At 60.3% G+C, this 14,024-nt stretch carries 15 protein-coding genes; 10 read left to right on the top strand and 5 right to left on the bottom strand.

Going from position 1 to position 14,024, the window contains the following annotated elements:
• Positions 1-95: 95 nt before the first annotated feature.
• Both NTD87_RS08515 and NTD87_RS08510 read left to right on the top strand, forming a co-directional pair.
• Positions 96-767 (top strand): TetR/AcrR family transcriptional regulator, encoded by a 672-nt coding sequence (locus NTD87_RS08515; RefSeq protein ID WP_262113239.1) that lies wholly within the window; start codon positions 96-98, stop codon positions 765-767.
• Positions 768-798: 31 nt separating this feature from the next.
• Positions 799-1,653 carry a sulfurtransferase gene (locus NTD87_RS08510; RefSeq protein WP_262113238.1) on the top strand — a complete coding sequence of 285 codons (855 nt, stop codon included), beginning with the start codon at positions 799-801 and terminating at the stop codon, positions 1,651-1,653.
• On the opposite strand, the gene NTD87_RS08505 is transcribed toward NTD87_RS08510, so the two are convergent.
• The 4 genes from NTD87_RS08505 to NTD87_RS08490 form a co-directional block, all read right to left on the bottom strand.
• Positions 1,650-2,645 (bottom strand): hydrolase, encoded by a 996-nt coding sequence (locus NTD87_RS08505; RefSeq protein ID WP_262113237.1) that lies wholly within the window; start codon positions 2,643-2,645, stop codon positions 1,650-1,652. The two genes, NTD87_RS08510 and NTD87_RS08505, sit on opposite strands and share 4 nt — an antisense overlap.
• 72 nt (positions 2,646-2,717) lie before the next feature.
• Positions 2,718-3,335, bottom strand: coding sequence for a 16S rRNA (guanine(966)-N(2))-methyltransferase RsmD (gene rsmD, locus NTD87_RS08500; protein WP_262113236.1), 618 nt, complete (start codon positions 3,333-3,335; stop codon positions 2,718-2,720).
• Entirely contained in the window at positions 3,335-4,825 is a 1,491-nt protein-coding gene (locus NTD87_RS08495) for a M16 family metallopeptidase (protein ID WP_262113235.1), read from the bottom strand. Before NTD87_RS08495 ends, rsmD begins: the two co-directional genes overlap by 1 nt.
• Positions 4,812-6,179 (bottom strand): M16 family metallopeptidase, encoded by a 1,368-nt coding sequence (locus NTD87_RS08490; protein WP_262113234.1) that lies wholly within the window; start codon positions 6,177-6,179, stop codon positions 4,812-4,814. The genes NTD87_RS08495 and NTD87_RS08490 overlap by 14 nt, the downstream gene beginning before the upstream one ends.
• A 342-nt stretch (positions 6,180-6,521) precedes the next feature.
• Here NTD87_RS08490 and ftsY point away from each other — a divergent pair, with 342 nt between their 5' ends.
• From ftsY to rpoH, 4 genes are all read left to right on the top strand, one after another.
• Positions 6,522-8,084: a signal recognition particle-docking protein FtsY gene (gene ftsY / locus NTD87_RS08485; RefSeq protein WP_262113233.1), complete on the top strand. Its 1,563-nt coding sequence runs from the start codon at positions 6,522-6,524 to the stop codon at positions 8,082-8,084.
• Complete coding sequence (gene ftsE, locus NTD87_RS08480; RefSeq protein WP_020295825.1) at positions 8,081-8,752, top strand: cell division ATP-binding protein FtsE; 672 nt, start codon at positions 8,081-8,083, stop codon at positions 8,750-8,752. The genes ftsY and ftsE overlap by 4 nt, the downstream gene beginning before the upstream one ends.
• On the top strand, positions 8,749-9,771 hold the full coding sequence (gene ftsX / locus NTD87_RS08475) for a permease-like cell division protein FtsX (protein WP_262113231.1): 1,023 nt from the start codon (positions 8,749-8,751) through the stop codon (positions 9,769-9,771). Before ftsE ends, ftsX begins: the two co-directional genes overlap by 4 nt.
• 112 nt (positions 9,772-9,883) lie before the next feature.
• Positions 9,884-10,738, top strand: a complete 855-nt coding sequence (gene rpoH, locus NTD87_RS08470; RefSeq protein ID WP_123426423.1) for an RNA polymerase sigma factor RpoH — start codon at positions 9,884-9,886, stop codon at positions 10,736-10,738.
• 206 nt (positions 10,739-10,944) lie between these two features.
• On the opposite strand, the gene mtgA is transcribed toward rpoH, so the two are convergent.
• Positions 10,945-11,667, bottom strand: coding sequence for a monofunctional biosynthetic peptidoglycan transglycosylase (mtgA, locus tag NTD87_RS08465; RefSeq protein ID WP_262113229.1), 723 nt, complete (start codon positions 11,665-11,667; stop codon positions 10,945-10,947).
• Positions 11,668-11,741: 74 nt separating this feature from the next.
• Here mtgA and NTD87_RS08460 point away from each other — a divergent pair, with 74 nt between their 5' ends.
• The 4 genes from NTD87_RS08460 (at position 11,742) to trmB (ending at position 14,012) form a co-directional block, all read left to right on the top strand.
• A complete protein-coding gene (locus NTD87_RS08460; RefSeq protein ID WP_262113228.1) occupies positions 11,742-12,122 on the top strand; it encodes a DUF423 domain-containing protein in 381 nt (126 codons plus the stop codon).
• Between the two features lie 95 nt (positions 12,123-12,217).
• Positions 12,218-12,418 (top strand): sulfur carrier protein ThiS, encoded by a 201-nt coding sequence (gene thiS / locus NTD87_RS08455; protein WP_177474842.1) that lies wholly within the window; start codon positions 12,218-12,220, stop codon positions 12,416-12,418.
• Between the two features lie 64 nt (positions 12,419-12,482).
• Positions 12,483-13,277, top strand: a complete 795-nt coding sequence (locus tag NTD87_RS08450; RefSeq protein WP_262113224.1) for a thiazole synthase — start codon at positions 12,483-12,485, stop codon at positions 13,275-13,277.
• 9 nt (positions 13,278-13,286) lie between these two features.
• Complete coding sequence (gene trmB / locus NTD87_RS08445) at positions 13,287-14,012, top strand: tRNA (guanosine(46)-N7)-methyltransferase TrmB (RefSeq protein WP_262113222.1); 726 nt, start codon at positions 13,287-13,289, stop codon at positions 14,010-14,012.
• Positions 14,013-14,024 lie beyond the last annotated feature (12 nt).

Genomic DNA, 14,024 nt, shown 5'->3' with positions numbered 1-14,024 from the left:
AAAGTCAAATGACATCCTCGGGAAGCGATGATTTATCCGTCGGCGGATAGGTCGTAAGATGCCCGGCAACGCACTGAAGAATTAAAGCTCAAGCCATGGCCCCACGAATAAAAACCAGCGAGCGCATCGTGCAGAACAGCCTGGAGCTGTTCAATCAACAGGGCGAACGCAGCATCAGCACCAACCATATCGCCGCGCACATGGAGATTTCTCCGGGCAACCTGTACTACCACTTCCCCAACAAGCAGGCGATCATCGCCGTGTTGTTCAGTGAGTACGAAAGCCTGGTCGAGAGCTTTCTGCGCCCACCCCAGGGCCGCGCCGCGACCGTGGAAGACAAGCGTTTCTATTTGCAGGAACTGCTGGCCGCCATGTGGCGCTATCGGTTTTTGCACCGCGACCTTGAGCACTTGCTCGACAACGATGCCGAACTGGCCGCCCGATACCGGCGTTTTTCCCAGCGCTGCCTGATCCAGGGCACGGCGATTTACGCAGGCTTTGTCGAGGCCGGCATCCTGTGCATGGACAAGGTCCAGATCGAATCCCTGACGCTCAACGCCTGGATCATCCTCACGTCCTGGGTAAGGTTCCTGTGCACCACGCGGGAAAACTCCAACCACCTCAGCGAGCAAGCCATTAAACGTGGTGTGTATCAGGTGTTGGTGCTGGAAGCCGGATTTGTCACGGATCAAGCGCGTGAGGCGGTCAATGCCTTGTTCGAGGAGTTTTACGTGCCGTTGGCCCAGGCTCTGGAAGAAGTGCAGTAGGATCGATCAACGTTAATCACAGGAGCCCGCTATGCCCATTGCGCAACTGATCAATCCGAACGCCCTGGACCAGAAAAAAGACCAGGCCGGGTTGGTGATTCTGGATTGTCGTTTTGCCCTGGAAGACCCGGATTACGGCCATCGCAGCTATGCCGAAGGGCATATCGCCGGTGCCTCGTTTGCTGATCTGAATCGCGACCTCAGTGGGCCAGTGGTCAAGGGCGTTACCGGTCGTCATCCATTGCCGACGCCGCACCACTTGATTGAGCGCTTGCAGGATTGGGGTATCAGCAACGACAGCGAAATCGTGCTGTATGACGACGGCCCCGGTTCCTATGCCGCGCGGGCTTGGTGGTTGCTGGCCTGGCTTGGCAAGCGTAACGGCGTGTTCATTCTCGATGGCGGCCTCAAGGCCTGGCACGCGGCCGGTTTGCCACTGAGTCTTGATGCCCCGGCAATCACCCGTGGTTCCTTTACCGGTGCGCCGGACCACACCTTGTTAGTGAGTGCCGAGAAACTGCAACAGCGCCTCGGTCAACCAACGCTGACCTTGCTCGACGCTCGTGGTCTGCCGCGTTTTCGTGGCGAGGTCGAGCCGATTGACCCGGTCGCCGGGCATATCCCCGGCGCGCAATGTGCGGCGTTCACGGATAACCTGGGTGCCGACGGGCGCTTCCTTCCTGCCGATCAACTCAAGCAACGCTTTGCAGCGAAGTTGGGTGATCGCTCGCCGACCGAGCTGGTGGCCTATTGCGGCTCGGGTGTGACCGCTTGCCATAACCTGTTTGCGTTGTGCCTGGCCGGTTATCCGTTGGCTTCGCTGTATGCCGGATCGTGGAGCGAATGGATTACCGATCCGAAGCGCAAGATTGCCACGGGCGATTAACCCTGTTCGTTGGTCAGCCAGTGCGGGATGCGCCGTTCCAGGTAATAGCCGGGGTTGCGGAACGTGCCGTCGACGAAGCCGACATGTCCGCCCTTGGCCTGCAATTCGAACTGCGTGCTGTCTGATAACTCGCCGGTTTGCGGCAAGCTGTGGAGGAACACGAAAGGATCGTCGGCCGCGTGAATGATCAGCGTCGGTGTACGGATCTCACCGAGAAAGTAGCGGCTGGAGGCGCGGCGATAGTAGTCCTGCGCGTCTTTGAAACCGTTCAACGGCGCGGTCACCCGGCCATCGAAATCCCAGAAGGTGCGCATGTTTTCCAGCGAGCCCAGTTTGGCCAGGGTCTCCAGACTTTCGTGGCGGCCGTCATGTAGAAACTGCCGTTGCTTGTTTTTGATGTAAGCGAGCATTTCGCGCATGAAGTGCGCTTGGTAGACCTTGGAAAAACCTTGACCGATGCGGTCGGCGCATTGATCCAGACGAAAGGGCACCGAGACCGCCACTGCGCCCAGCAACTGGCTGTCGCTGCCGGTTTCCCCCAGGTGCTTGAGTAACACGTTGCCGCCCAGCGAGTAGCCGACTGCGTACAGCGGCGCCAAGGGCCGTGTGGCTCGAAGGTGGTTGATCGCCGCCGCGAGGTCTTCGCTGGCACCGGAGTGATAGCTGCGCGGCAACAGATTTGGCTCGCCCGAACAGCCGCGCCAGTTCAGCGCCACGCTGGCCCAGCCTTGAGTGAACAGGGCTTTTTGCAGGCCGGCGACATAGGGTGAGTTCGAAGAGCCGGTCAAACCGTGCAATACCAGCACCAAGGGTGCATCGGCACTGTGCGGCCCATGCCAGTCCAGGTCGAGGAAGTCACCGTCGTCGAGCCACAGGCGTTCGCGTTGTCGATCCAGGTGGGTGGTTTTGCGCCACAGTGGTCCCCACAAGGTTTGCAGGTGCGGGTTGCCGAGGCCGAAGGCGGGGGTGAAACGATCTGGCGGTGTAGACACGATTGTTCTCGATGCAGCGGTGCGAGCCCGGGGCTGTTGACCCCAGGCTTGCGCCTTGTTCAGGCCGGTGGATTAACCGGCGATCTCTGCCATACGGTGCCACAACGCGTAGTAGACCCGCCCGGATTTCTGCTCCCGGTGCAGGCGCCAGCCCCCTGGCAGACCGAGGGTCGATGGCGCGGTTTCACTTTCAGTGTAGATCCACGCATCGTCGGCCAGCCATTGGCGTTCTTCGAGCAGGGCGCAAACGGCGGGCAGCAGGTTCTGGTTGAACGGTGGATCGAGGAACACCAGGTCGTAAGCGATCGCAGGCTGGGTTTCCAGGTAGCGCAGGGCGTCGGCGGTCTGCACCTGTCCGGTGGTGCAGCGCAACGTTCCCAAATGCTCTTTCAGGCTGGAAACCGCCAGGCTGCTGGCGTCCAGCGCCTGGCCCATGGCGGCGCCACGAGACAGTGCTTCGAGAAACAGCGCGCCACTGCCGGCAAACGGGTCGAGCACTTTGGCCCCGGCAACATACGGCGCGAGCCAGTTGAACAGGGTTTCACGCACGCGATCAGGTGTCGGACGCAAGCCTGGGGCGTCAGGGAAACTCAGGCGACGGCTGCGCCATTCGCCGCCGATGATGCGCAATTGGTTCACGCCGTTATGGACGTTGTGAACAGGTTTTTTAGGACGCGATGGACTGGCCATTAATGCTCCGGAACCCCGAGCGGCTGCTCGGAAGGTTTGTCAGTAGGGGCCGGTAACGGCTGTTGCGGCACGGTAGGGCCTGCGGTAACGATGACCATTTTGTCCGTGCTCAGGTGTTTGTTCATGGCAGCGGTGACCTGCTCGATGGTCAGGCTTTGGGACTGCTGCATGAAGTCTTCGAGGTAGCTCAACGGCAAGTCGTAGAAACCCATGGCACCCAGTTGGCCGACAATATCGGCGTTGCTGGCGGTGGACAGCGGGAAGCTGCCGGCCAGTTCACGCTTGGCGTCGTCGAGTTCTTTCTGGGTCGGCCCGGTTTTAAGGAAGTCGGCGAGCACGTCTTGCACCAGTTTAAGCGTGCCTTCGCTCATTTCGGCGCGGGTTTGCAGGTTGATCATGAACGGACCACGGGCCTGCATCGGCGTAAAGCCCGAGTAGACGCCATAGGTCAGGCCGCGCTTTTCGCGCACTTCGCTCATCAGTCGGGTGCCGAAGCCACCGCCGCCAAGAATCTGGTTGCCCATGGAGAGGGCCGCGTAGTCCGGATCTGCACGGTCGATGCCCAATTGCGCAAGCATCAGGTTGGTTTGCTTGGACGGAAACTCGATGTGGCCGACGCTGGCCTTTGGTTCAAGCGGTTGTTCGATTTTCGCCAGTGCCGGGCCTTTTGGCAGCGCAGCGGAGACTTGTGCGGCAATCGCTTCGGCTTCGCTGCGCGACAGGTCGCCCACCAGCGCGATCACCACGTTGCCCGCCGTATAGGCCTTCTCGTGGAAGGCCCGCAGTTGCGCCACGGTAATCGGCGGAACGCTTTGTGGGGTGCCGTCGCTTGAGTGCGCGTAAGGGTGGCTGCCATAGAGGCGGTTCATCAGTTCCAGGCTCGCCAGTTTGCCGGGGTTTTGCTTCTGGTATTCAAAACCGGCGAGCATCTGGTTCTTGATTCGCACCAGTGAGTCGGTCGGGAACGTCGGCTTGCCGACCACTTCGGCGAACAGCTTCAGGGCCGGTTCGCGTTTATCCACAGCGCTCAGGCTGCGCAGCGAGGCGACGGCCATGTCTTTGTAGGCGCCGTTGCCAAAGTCGGCGCCCAAACTATCGAAACCTTCAGCGATTTTGCTGACATCTTTACCGGAAATGCCTTCGTTGAGCATGGCGTTGGTCAGCAGGGCCAGGCCAGGTTTGTCACCGTCCTGGCTGCTTCCGGCGGCAAAGATCAGGCGCATGTCGAACATCGGCAGCTCCGGGGCTGCGACGAACAGCACTTTGGAGCCTTCAGCGGTTTTCCAGGTTTGCACGTCCAGCGTGCGGTGGCTCGGCGCCTTGCCGTCGAGTTCGGTCAGCGATTGCAGTTTTTTGCTGGTCTTGGCCTGGTCGAGGGCTTCGCTGGCGTTGGTCTCGGCCGAACGGCTGAAGTAGAAACCGAGCGCGGCGACCAGCGCGACGAGGACCAGCCCGATCAGGGCCAGGCGTGGTTTTTTACTCTCGCTCATGAGCGGTTTCCTCGGGCAGTGGCAGTACATGCGCAACGCTGAGACGTTCGCGAGTGAAATAAGTACGGGCAGCTTTCTGGATGTCTTGCGGCGTCACGCTTTGCAGTTCGGCGAGTTCGGTGTCCATCAGTTTCCATGACAGACCAACGGATTCCAGCTGACCAATGGCAGTGGCTTGGCTGGTGATCGAGTCGCGTTCGTAGACCAGACCGGCAATCACTTGAGCGCGTACTCGTTCAACTTCTTCAGCCGACGGAGCGGTAGTTTTCAGCTGTTCGAGCAGTTTCCACAGACCGGCTTCGGCCTGGGCGATGGTTTTGTGTTTTTGGGTGTTCGGTGCTGCCGACAAGGTAAACAGGCTGTCGCCGCGGCTGTAGGCGTCGTAGCTTGACGAGCCGCCGGAAACCAGTTCTTCGCCGCGTTCCAGTTGTGCCGGGATGCGCGCGCTGTAGCCACCGTCGAGCAGGGCCGCAATCAACCGCAGGGCATTGACCGAGCGTTTGTCTTGCGCGGTGGCGATGCTCGGCACGTTGAAGGCCAGCATCAGGCTTGGCAGTTGCGTCTGTACATGCAGGGTGATCTGGCGCTCGCCGGGTTCGGCCAGCTCCAGCGGAATCTTTGCCGGCGGCACGTCGCGTTTCGGGATCGGCCCGAAGTAGCGTTGAGCCAGGGCTTTGACTTCGTCCGGGGTCACGTCACCGACCACCACCAGCGTGGCGTTGTTCGGCACATACCAGGACGTGTACCAGTGGCGCAGTTCCTCGATCTTCATGCGGTTCAGGTCAGCCATCCAGCCGATGGTCGGAGTGTGGTAACCGCTGGCCGGGTAGGCCATGGCCTTGAAGCGCTCGTACGCTTTGGCCATCGGCTTGTCGTCGGTGCGCATGCGGCGCTCTTCCTTGATCACTTCGATCTCGCGGCTGAACTCGTCGGCCGGCAGGCGAAGGTTGGCCATGCGGTCAGCTTCAAGTTCAAAGGCCACGCCCAGGCGATCACGGGCCAGCACCTGGTAAAAGGCGGTGTAGTCGTCGCTGGTGAAGGCGTTCTCTTCGGCGCCGAGGTCGCGCAGGATCAACGATGCTTCGCCGGGGCCCACCTTCTCGCTGCCTTTGAACATCATGTGTTCCAGGGCGTGAGACAAACCGGTCTGGCCCGGGGTTTCATAGCTTGAGCCAACCTTGTACCAGACCTGGGAAACCACCACGGGCGCCCGGTGATCTTCGCGCACGACGACCTTGAGGCCGTTGTCGAGGGTGAATTCGTGGGTCGGTTGAGGGTCGGCAGCCAAAGCTGATAGGGGCAGACAAACTGTGCTGAGCAGCAGGCCTGCGGCGCGGCGGGCTAGAGCATTCATTCGTTTTTAAACCTGTTGGGCTGCCCGCTTGGTCTTAGCGTCGGCGGGCTAGAGGGTGCTAGGATACTGATCCGTTTTACTGGCGGCCACGCCTATCAGGCTTTTGTGCTTGATCGGGTTGTATGGGTTCCCGGCGGAAAGCCTCGGTTTATCAGCTAAACTCCGCTTTTTCGCCGATTTTGCCAGTCCAGTCCTTCGTGAAATCGATCCTTGAGGTGCTGTTGAGCACTTCGACAACATGTTGCGCGTGAACAAGCTGGGTGAAACGCAGTCTGTTCTGCATCGAATATTTATTTGCCGAGGCGCCATTGGCGCGTCGCTACCGTGAGATAGCCGTCCTCCATGTTTGGTTCCAACGACGACAAGAAGAGCCCAGCTGCGGCTGGCGAGAAAAAAAGCCTGTTCGGATGGCTGCGCAAAAAGCCGCAGGAACCCGTCGTCGAACAGTCACAGCCACTTCCTGAGGTTGCGCCTGAGCCGGTAATAGATGGTGCTTGCGTTGCGCAAGCGCCGGCCCCCGTCGAATTGCCGATAGCCGAGCCGGTAGTGCAACCGGTTGTCGAGCCACAGCCTGCGCCAGTGGCAGAGTTGCCGCGTACGCCAGAAGTCACGCACACGCCGTGGTTGACGCTTCCGGTGGCTGAAGAGCCGGTAGCCCTGGTCGAAGACGAGCTGGCGCCGCATGTCACGCCACCGATTCCTGCGCCGACCGTGGTCCAGCAAGCCGTAGAGTTGCTGGTGGTCGAGCCGCTGCCGGTCATCGAACCGGCAACTGAACGGCCGGTTATTGATGAGCCGGATCTGCCTGAACCAGTGATTGCGGCATTTGTTGTGCCAGAGCCTGCACCCGTGCCTGTCCCAACGCCGGCACCGGCAGTTGTCGCTGCACCGGTAACACCGCCACCGCCACCGCCGGTCGCTCCTGTTGTTCCGGCTCCGGTTGTGGCCGAACCGGCCCGCACCGAAGAAACAAAAGCCGGCTTCTTTGCCCGCCTCAAGCAAGGCCTGTCGAAAACCAGCGCCAGCATCGGCGAGGGCATGGCCAGTCTGTTCCTCGGCAAGAAGCTGATCGACGACGAACTGCTCGAAGACATCGAAACCCGCCTGTTGACCGCTGACGTTGGCGTCGAAGCCACCTCGGTGATCATCCAGAGCCTGACCCAGAAAGTTGCGCGCAAGCAGTTGGCTGACGCCGATGCCCTGTACAAATCCTTGCAGGCCGAGCTTGCCAGCATGCTCAAGCCTGTCGAGCAGCCGCTGAACATCACCTCGCAGAACAAGCCGTTCGTGATTCTGGTGGTCGGCGTCAACGGTGCCGGCAAAACCACCACCATCGGCAAACTGGCGAAGAAGCTGCAACTCGAAGGTAAGAAAGTCATGCTCGCGGCGGGTGACACCTTCCGCGCCGCGGCGGTCGAGCAGTTGCAGGTCTGGGGCGAGCGCAACAAGATCCCGGTAATCGCGCAGCACACCGGCGCCGACTCGGCTTCGGTGATCTTCGACGCCGTGCAGGCCGCCAAGGCCCGTGGGATTGACGTGTTGATCGCCGACACCGCCGGTCGTCTGCACACCAAAGACAACCTGATGGAAGAGTTGAAGAAGGTTCGCCGGGTCATCAGCAAGCTCGACGCCGAGGCGCCGCATGAGGTGCTGCTGGTGCTCGACGCCGGTACTGGCCAGAACGCCATCAACCAGGCCAAGCAATTCAACCAGACGGTCGAACTGACCGGCCTGGCCCTGACCAAACTCGATGGCACGGCCAAGGGCGGGGTGATTTTTGCCCTGGCCAAGCAGTTTGGTCTGCCGATTCGCTACATCGGTGTCGGTGAAGGCATCGATGACTTGCGTACCTTTGAAGCAGAACCCTTTGTCCAGGCACTCTTTGCCGAGCGGGAGCGTTCATGATTCGTTTCGAACAGGTCGGTAAGCGCTATCCGAACGGTCACGTCGGCTTGCATGAGCTGAGCTTTCGAGTCCGTCGGGGCGAGTTCTTGTTTGTCACCGGCCACTCCGGCGCCGGTAAAAGTACCTTGCTGCGGCTGTTGCTGGCCATGGAGCGTCCGACCACCGGCAAATTGCTACTGGCGGGGCAGGACCTGGGCACCATCAGTAACGCACAGATCCCGTACCTGCGCCGGCAGATTGGCGTGGTGTTCCAGAACCACCAGTTGCTGTTCGACCGTACGGTGTTCAACAACGTCGCCTTGCCGTTGCAGATTCTTGGCCTGTCCAAGGCGGAAATCGCCAAGCGCGTGGACTCGGCCCTGGAGCGCGTGGCGCTCTCGGACAAGACCGACCTCTACCCGGGCGACCTGTCCACCGGTCAGCAACAGCGCGTCGGTATCGCCCGCGCCATCGTCCATCGTCCGGCCTTGCTGCTGGCGGACGAACCGACCGGTAACCTTGACCCGCGTCTGGCCGCAGAAATCATGGGTGTCTTCGAAGACATCAACCGTCTGGGCACCAGCGTGCTGATCGCCAGTCATGATTTGGCGCTGATCGCCCGCATGCGTCATCGCATGCTGACCTTGCAACGTGGCCGATTGATCGGCGACGGGGAGGCCGGGGTATGAGTGCAACACGCAGTCCGAAGGTTTCCGAGCGCGTGGCCCCGAAGGCCGCCGATCCGAAGCCACAGAAGAAAAAGCGCGACGAAGACGACGGCCCGGACTTCAGCACCTTGCTGCGCGCCTGGATCGAAAGCCACCGCGCCAGTTTGCTCGACAGTCTGCGGCGCCTGGGCAAGCAGCCGATCGGCAGCTTCTTCACCTGTCTGGTGATGGCCGTTGCCCTGAGCCTGCCGATGGGCTTGTCGTTACTGCTGAACAACGTCGAGCGTCTGGGCGGGTCCTGGCAGCGTGCGGCGCAAATATCGCTGTACCTGCAACTCGACGCCAGCGCCAATGAAGGCGAGCAACTGCGCGATCAGATCAAAGGCTTGCCGGGCGTGGCTGATGCCGAGTACATCAGCCGCGAACAGGCACTGGAAGAATTCCAGCAGCAGTCCGGCCTGGGCGAGGCGCTCAAGGAGCTGCCGCAGAATCCGTTGCCTGGCGTGGTGCTGGTCACCCCGAACGAAGTCGACAAAGCGACCCTTGAAGCATTAAGACAAAGACTTTCCGAGCTGCCGAAGGTACAACAGGCGCAACTTGATCTAGTCTGGGTCGAGCGTCTGGCGGCCATCCTCAAGCTGGGCGAGCGGTTTGTCTTCGGTCTGACCGTGTTGCTGGTTTCTGCATTACTTTTGGTGATAGGCAATACCATTCGTCTTCATATTGAAAACCGCCGCATCGAGATAGAAGTGATTAAACTCGTGGGCGGCACTGACAGCTATGTGCGTAGGCCTTTTCTGTACATGGGCGCGCTTTATGGCTTCGGTGCGGGGATTCTTTCCTGGGGTGTTCTGGCGTTCGGCCTGAACTGGTTGAACGATGCAGTGGTAGGGCTGGCCGGCTTGTATGGCAGTAATTTCGCGTTGGCCGGGGTGCCGGTTGCCGATGGTCTGTCACTCTTGCTAGGCGCAGTGCTGTTGGGGTATATCGGTGCTTGGATTGCGGTAGCACGCCATTTGAGAGAGCTTGCTCCGAAGTAGTGTCTTTTTGCTTGTATGACCTTTCAGCGTTTAGGGGAACTTGTCCTTCGGTTCCCGGTCAATTTTCGCAGTGCTGAACTGCACGAGTTATGTGAGTCGGAGGTTTTTTCGTATGACCACTTCTTTGCAACCTGCTTATGCTCTAGTCCCAGGCGCGAACCTGGAGGCTTATGTGCACACGGTGAACAGCATTCCATTGCTGACACCGGAGCAGGAGCGTGAACTGGCCGAGAGTCTCTATTATGAGCAGGATTTGGGGGCGGCTCGGCAGATGGTGCTCGCCCACCTGCGTTTTGTTGTACATATTGCCCGTAGCTATTCCGGCTACGGCCTGGCCCAGGCTGACCTGATCCAGGAAGGCAACGTTGGCCTGATGAAAGCGGTCAAGCGCTTCAACCCGGAAATGGGCGTGCGCCTGGTGTCCTTTGCGGTGCACTGGATCAAGGCTGAAATCCACGAATTCATCCTGCGCAACTGGCGCATCGTCAAGGTCGCCACGACCAAGGCCCAGCGCAAACTGTTCTTCAACCTGCGCAGCCAGAAAAAACGCCTGGCGTGGCTGAACAACGAGGAAGTCCATCGTGTGGCTGAAAGCCTCGGCGTAGAGCCGCGGGAAGTACGCGAGATGGAAAGTCGCCTGACCGGCCATGACATGGCCTTCGACCCGGCTGCGGAAGCGGACGACGACAGCGCTTTCCAGTCGCCGGCCAACTATCTGGAAGACCACCGGTACGACCCGGCCCGTCAACTGGAAGATGCCGACTGGACCGACAATTCCACCAGCAACCTGCACGAAGCGCTGGAAGTGCTGGACGACCGCAGCCGTGACATTCTCTATCAGCGCTGGCTGGCAGAAGAAAAAGCCACGCTGCACGACCTGGCGCAGAAGTACAACGTGTCGGCCGAGCGTATCCGTCAGCTTGAAAAGAGTGCGATGAACAAGCTCAAGCTGTCGATTGCGGCTTAAGCTGTCACGCAATAAAAAACGCCCCGATCATTGATTGGGGCGTTTTTGTTTGTGCCCAATAATCCTGCTTCACACCGGCCCCCTGTGGGAGCGAGCCTGCTCGCGATGACGGTTGATCATTCAACATTGGTATCGGCTGACCCGACGCTTTCACGAGCAGGCTCGCTCCCACAGTGGATCTCCAGTGCTGCTGGAATCGTGATCGGCTATTGAGCCCAGGGCGCTCGGCGCGAATCGTTCAGTCCGATCAGGTAGCTGTCGCCACCCAACTGACTCATTTGCTGCCGGATCCAGCCCGCGCGCCGCGACACATAAGGGCTCGGATGACTGGCGCTCCAGACGCGAGGGTTCGGCAGCACAGCGGCCAGCAAACTGGCCTGCTGACGGCTGAGCGAGCGGGCGCTCACGCCAAAGTGATGCCGGGCAGCGGCTTCGGCGCCAAACACTCCGTCATCCCATTCCACGCTGTTGAGGTACACCTCAAGAATCCGCTGCTTGGGCCAGAACACCTCGATCAGTCCAGTGAACCAGGCTTCCAGGCCCTTTCGCAGCCAGCTGCGTCCGGACCACAGGAACAGGTTTTTCGACACTTGCTGGCTCAGGGTACTGGCGCCACGAATCGAGCCGCCGAGTTCATTGTGGGCCAGCGCTGCCTGAATCGCACCGAAGTCAAAACCCCAATGCTCGGGGAATTTCTGGTCTTCGCCGGCCATCACCGCAACCTTCAGGTCATCGGAGATGTTTTCCCACGGCTGCCAGTTGCGTTGCACATCGATAGGCTCACCATCGACCCAGGATTCGATCTTGCGCTCAACCATCAGCGCCGTCCCCGGAGGTGGAACAAAGCGAAACACCAACACCAGCAACACGCTGCCAACCGCGAACCAGAGCAGGGCTTTTGTGAAGCGGCGGAACAATAAACGCAGCATAGAGATGGCTTGGCCGAACCTGTCGAGCGGGCCATTATACAGACCCTGTTGAATGATTCTGACTGGAGTTCCTCATGCTGCGTGGCTTTCTGATGCTGGCCGCTTTTTTCGGTTTCACCGGCGTTGGCCTGGGAGCATTTGCCGCCCACGGCCTGAAAGACCGCCTGAGTGCCGAATACCTGGCGATTTTCCACACCGGCGTCACCTACCAACTGGTGCATACCCTGGCGCTACTGGGCGTGGCACTGCTGGCCACGCAGATTTCGGGGCGCTTGATCACCTGGGCTGGCGTATCATTTGCTATTGGCATCCTGCTGTTTTCCGGCAGCCTGTACCTGCTGACCCTGACCGGTGCCAGCAAGCTCGGTATCGTCACGCCGTTCGGCGGTCTGGCGTTCCTCGTGGGCTGGCTGTGCCTGGGGGTTGCCGCCGCGCGCTTGCCGCCTGGCGCTTGAGCTGACTTAAGGGTCCATTTCAAGACGAATGGCTTGGGTCGACCTGACTGATCGGGCTAGAATGCTGGCCCCTAAAAATGATGGCGGCATCCGGCATGCGCATTCAGTTGAACGGCGAATCCCTTGAACTGCCCGACGGTGAAACCGTTGCGGCCCTGCTGACCCGTCTGGAATTGACCGGACGCCGGGTAGCGGTCGAACTCAATCTGGATATCGTCCCGCGCAGCCAGCACACGGAAACAGCTCTCAAGGAAGGTGATTCCGTAGAGGTCGTACACGCCATCGGCGGCGGCTAGAACCTTCGGTCTATCGAGCATTCACAGCATTCTGCAAGAACCTCACCCCACCAGAGGATTTCCGATGAGCAACGTTCGCAGCGACAAGCCTTTCGTCCTGGCCGGTCGTACTTACCAGTCGCGTTTGCTGGTAGGTACCGGCAAGTACCGTGACATGGAAGAAACCCGCCTGGCCATCGAAGCCTCGGGTGCCGAGATCGTCACCTTCGCCGTGCGCCGGACCAACCTCGGCCAGAACCCGGGCGAACCGAACCTGCTCGAAGTCCTGTCGCCGGATCGCTACACCTTCCTGCCGAACACCGCCGGGTGCTTCGACGCTACCGAGGCTGTGCGCACCTGCCGCCTGGCCCGTGAGCTGCTCGGCGGCCACAACCTGGTGAAGCTGGAAGTGTTGGCGGACCAGAAAACCCTGTTCCCTAACGTGATCGAAACCCTCAAGGCCGCCGAAGTGCTGGTCAAGGAAGGTTTCGACGTGATGGTCTACACCAGCGATGACCCGATCATTGCCCGTCAACTGGCGGAAATCGGCTGCATCGCAGTCATGCCGCTGGCCGGTCTGATCGGCACGGGCCTGGGGATCTGCAACCCGTACAACCTGCAGATCATCCTCGAAGAAGCCAAGATCCCGGTGTTGGTGGATGCCGGTGTCGGCACCGCTTCCGACGCGACCATCGCCATGGAGCTGGGTTGCGAAGCGGTGCTGATGAACTCGGCCATCGCCCACGCCCAGCAGCCGATCATGATGGCTGAAGCCATGAAACACGCCATTATTGCAGGTCGTCTGGCGTACCTCGCCGGGCGCATGCCGAAAAAACTCTATGCCAGCGCCTCCTCGCCGCTGGATGGTCTGATCAAGTAAGAGCCATTGATGACTGAATCGAACGACACGCCAATCCAGACGGAAGCAGGCGAAGAGCGCCAACACCGCCGCATCAAGAGTTTTGTGATGCGCGCCGGGCGCATGACCGAAGGCCAGCAAAAGGGCCTGGAACAGGGCACGCCGCTGTTCGTCCTGCCACTGGCCGACGCGCCGGTGGACTTTGACCAGGTGTTCGGTCGCGCAGCACCGCGCTCGCTGGAAATCGGCTTTGGCATGGGCCATTCGCTGCTGGAAATGGCTGCGGCTTCGCCGGATCAGGATTTCATTGGCGTTGAAGTGCACCGCCCAGGTGTCGGCGCGCTACTCAACGGTGTGCTGACCCAGGGCCTGACTAACCTGCGGGTCTACGATTGCGATGCGATCGAAGTGCTCAACCGTTGCGTGGCCGACAACAGTCTCGATCGCCTGATGCTGTTTTTCCCGGATCCGTGGCACAAGAGCCGTCACCACAAGCGTCGTATCGTTCAGGCGTCGTTCGCTGAGCTGGTGCGTAGCAAGTTGAAAGTCGGCGGTGTGCTGCACATGGCCACCGATTGGGAACCCTACGCCGAGTACATGCTGGAAGTGATGAACGTCGCGCCGGGTTACCGCAACCTCGCCGAAGACGGCAAGTGCGTGCCACGCCCGGCCGAGCGCCCGATCACCAAGTTCGAACGCCGCGGCGAACGTCTTGGGCATGGCGTGTGGGATTTGAAGTTCGAAAAACAGTCGTAAGCCTGTGGGAGC

The organism is Pseudomonas sp. 6D_7.1_Bac1, from assembly GCF_025465945.1.
Lineage (GTDB): Bacteria > Pseudomonadota > Gammaproteobacteria > Pseudomonadales > Pseudomonadaceae > Aquipseudomonas.
This window is presented reverse-complemented; position numbering and strand designations above follow the sequence as displayed.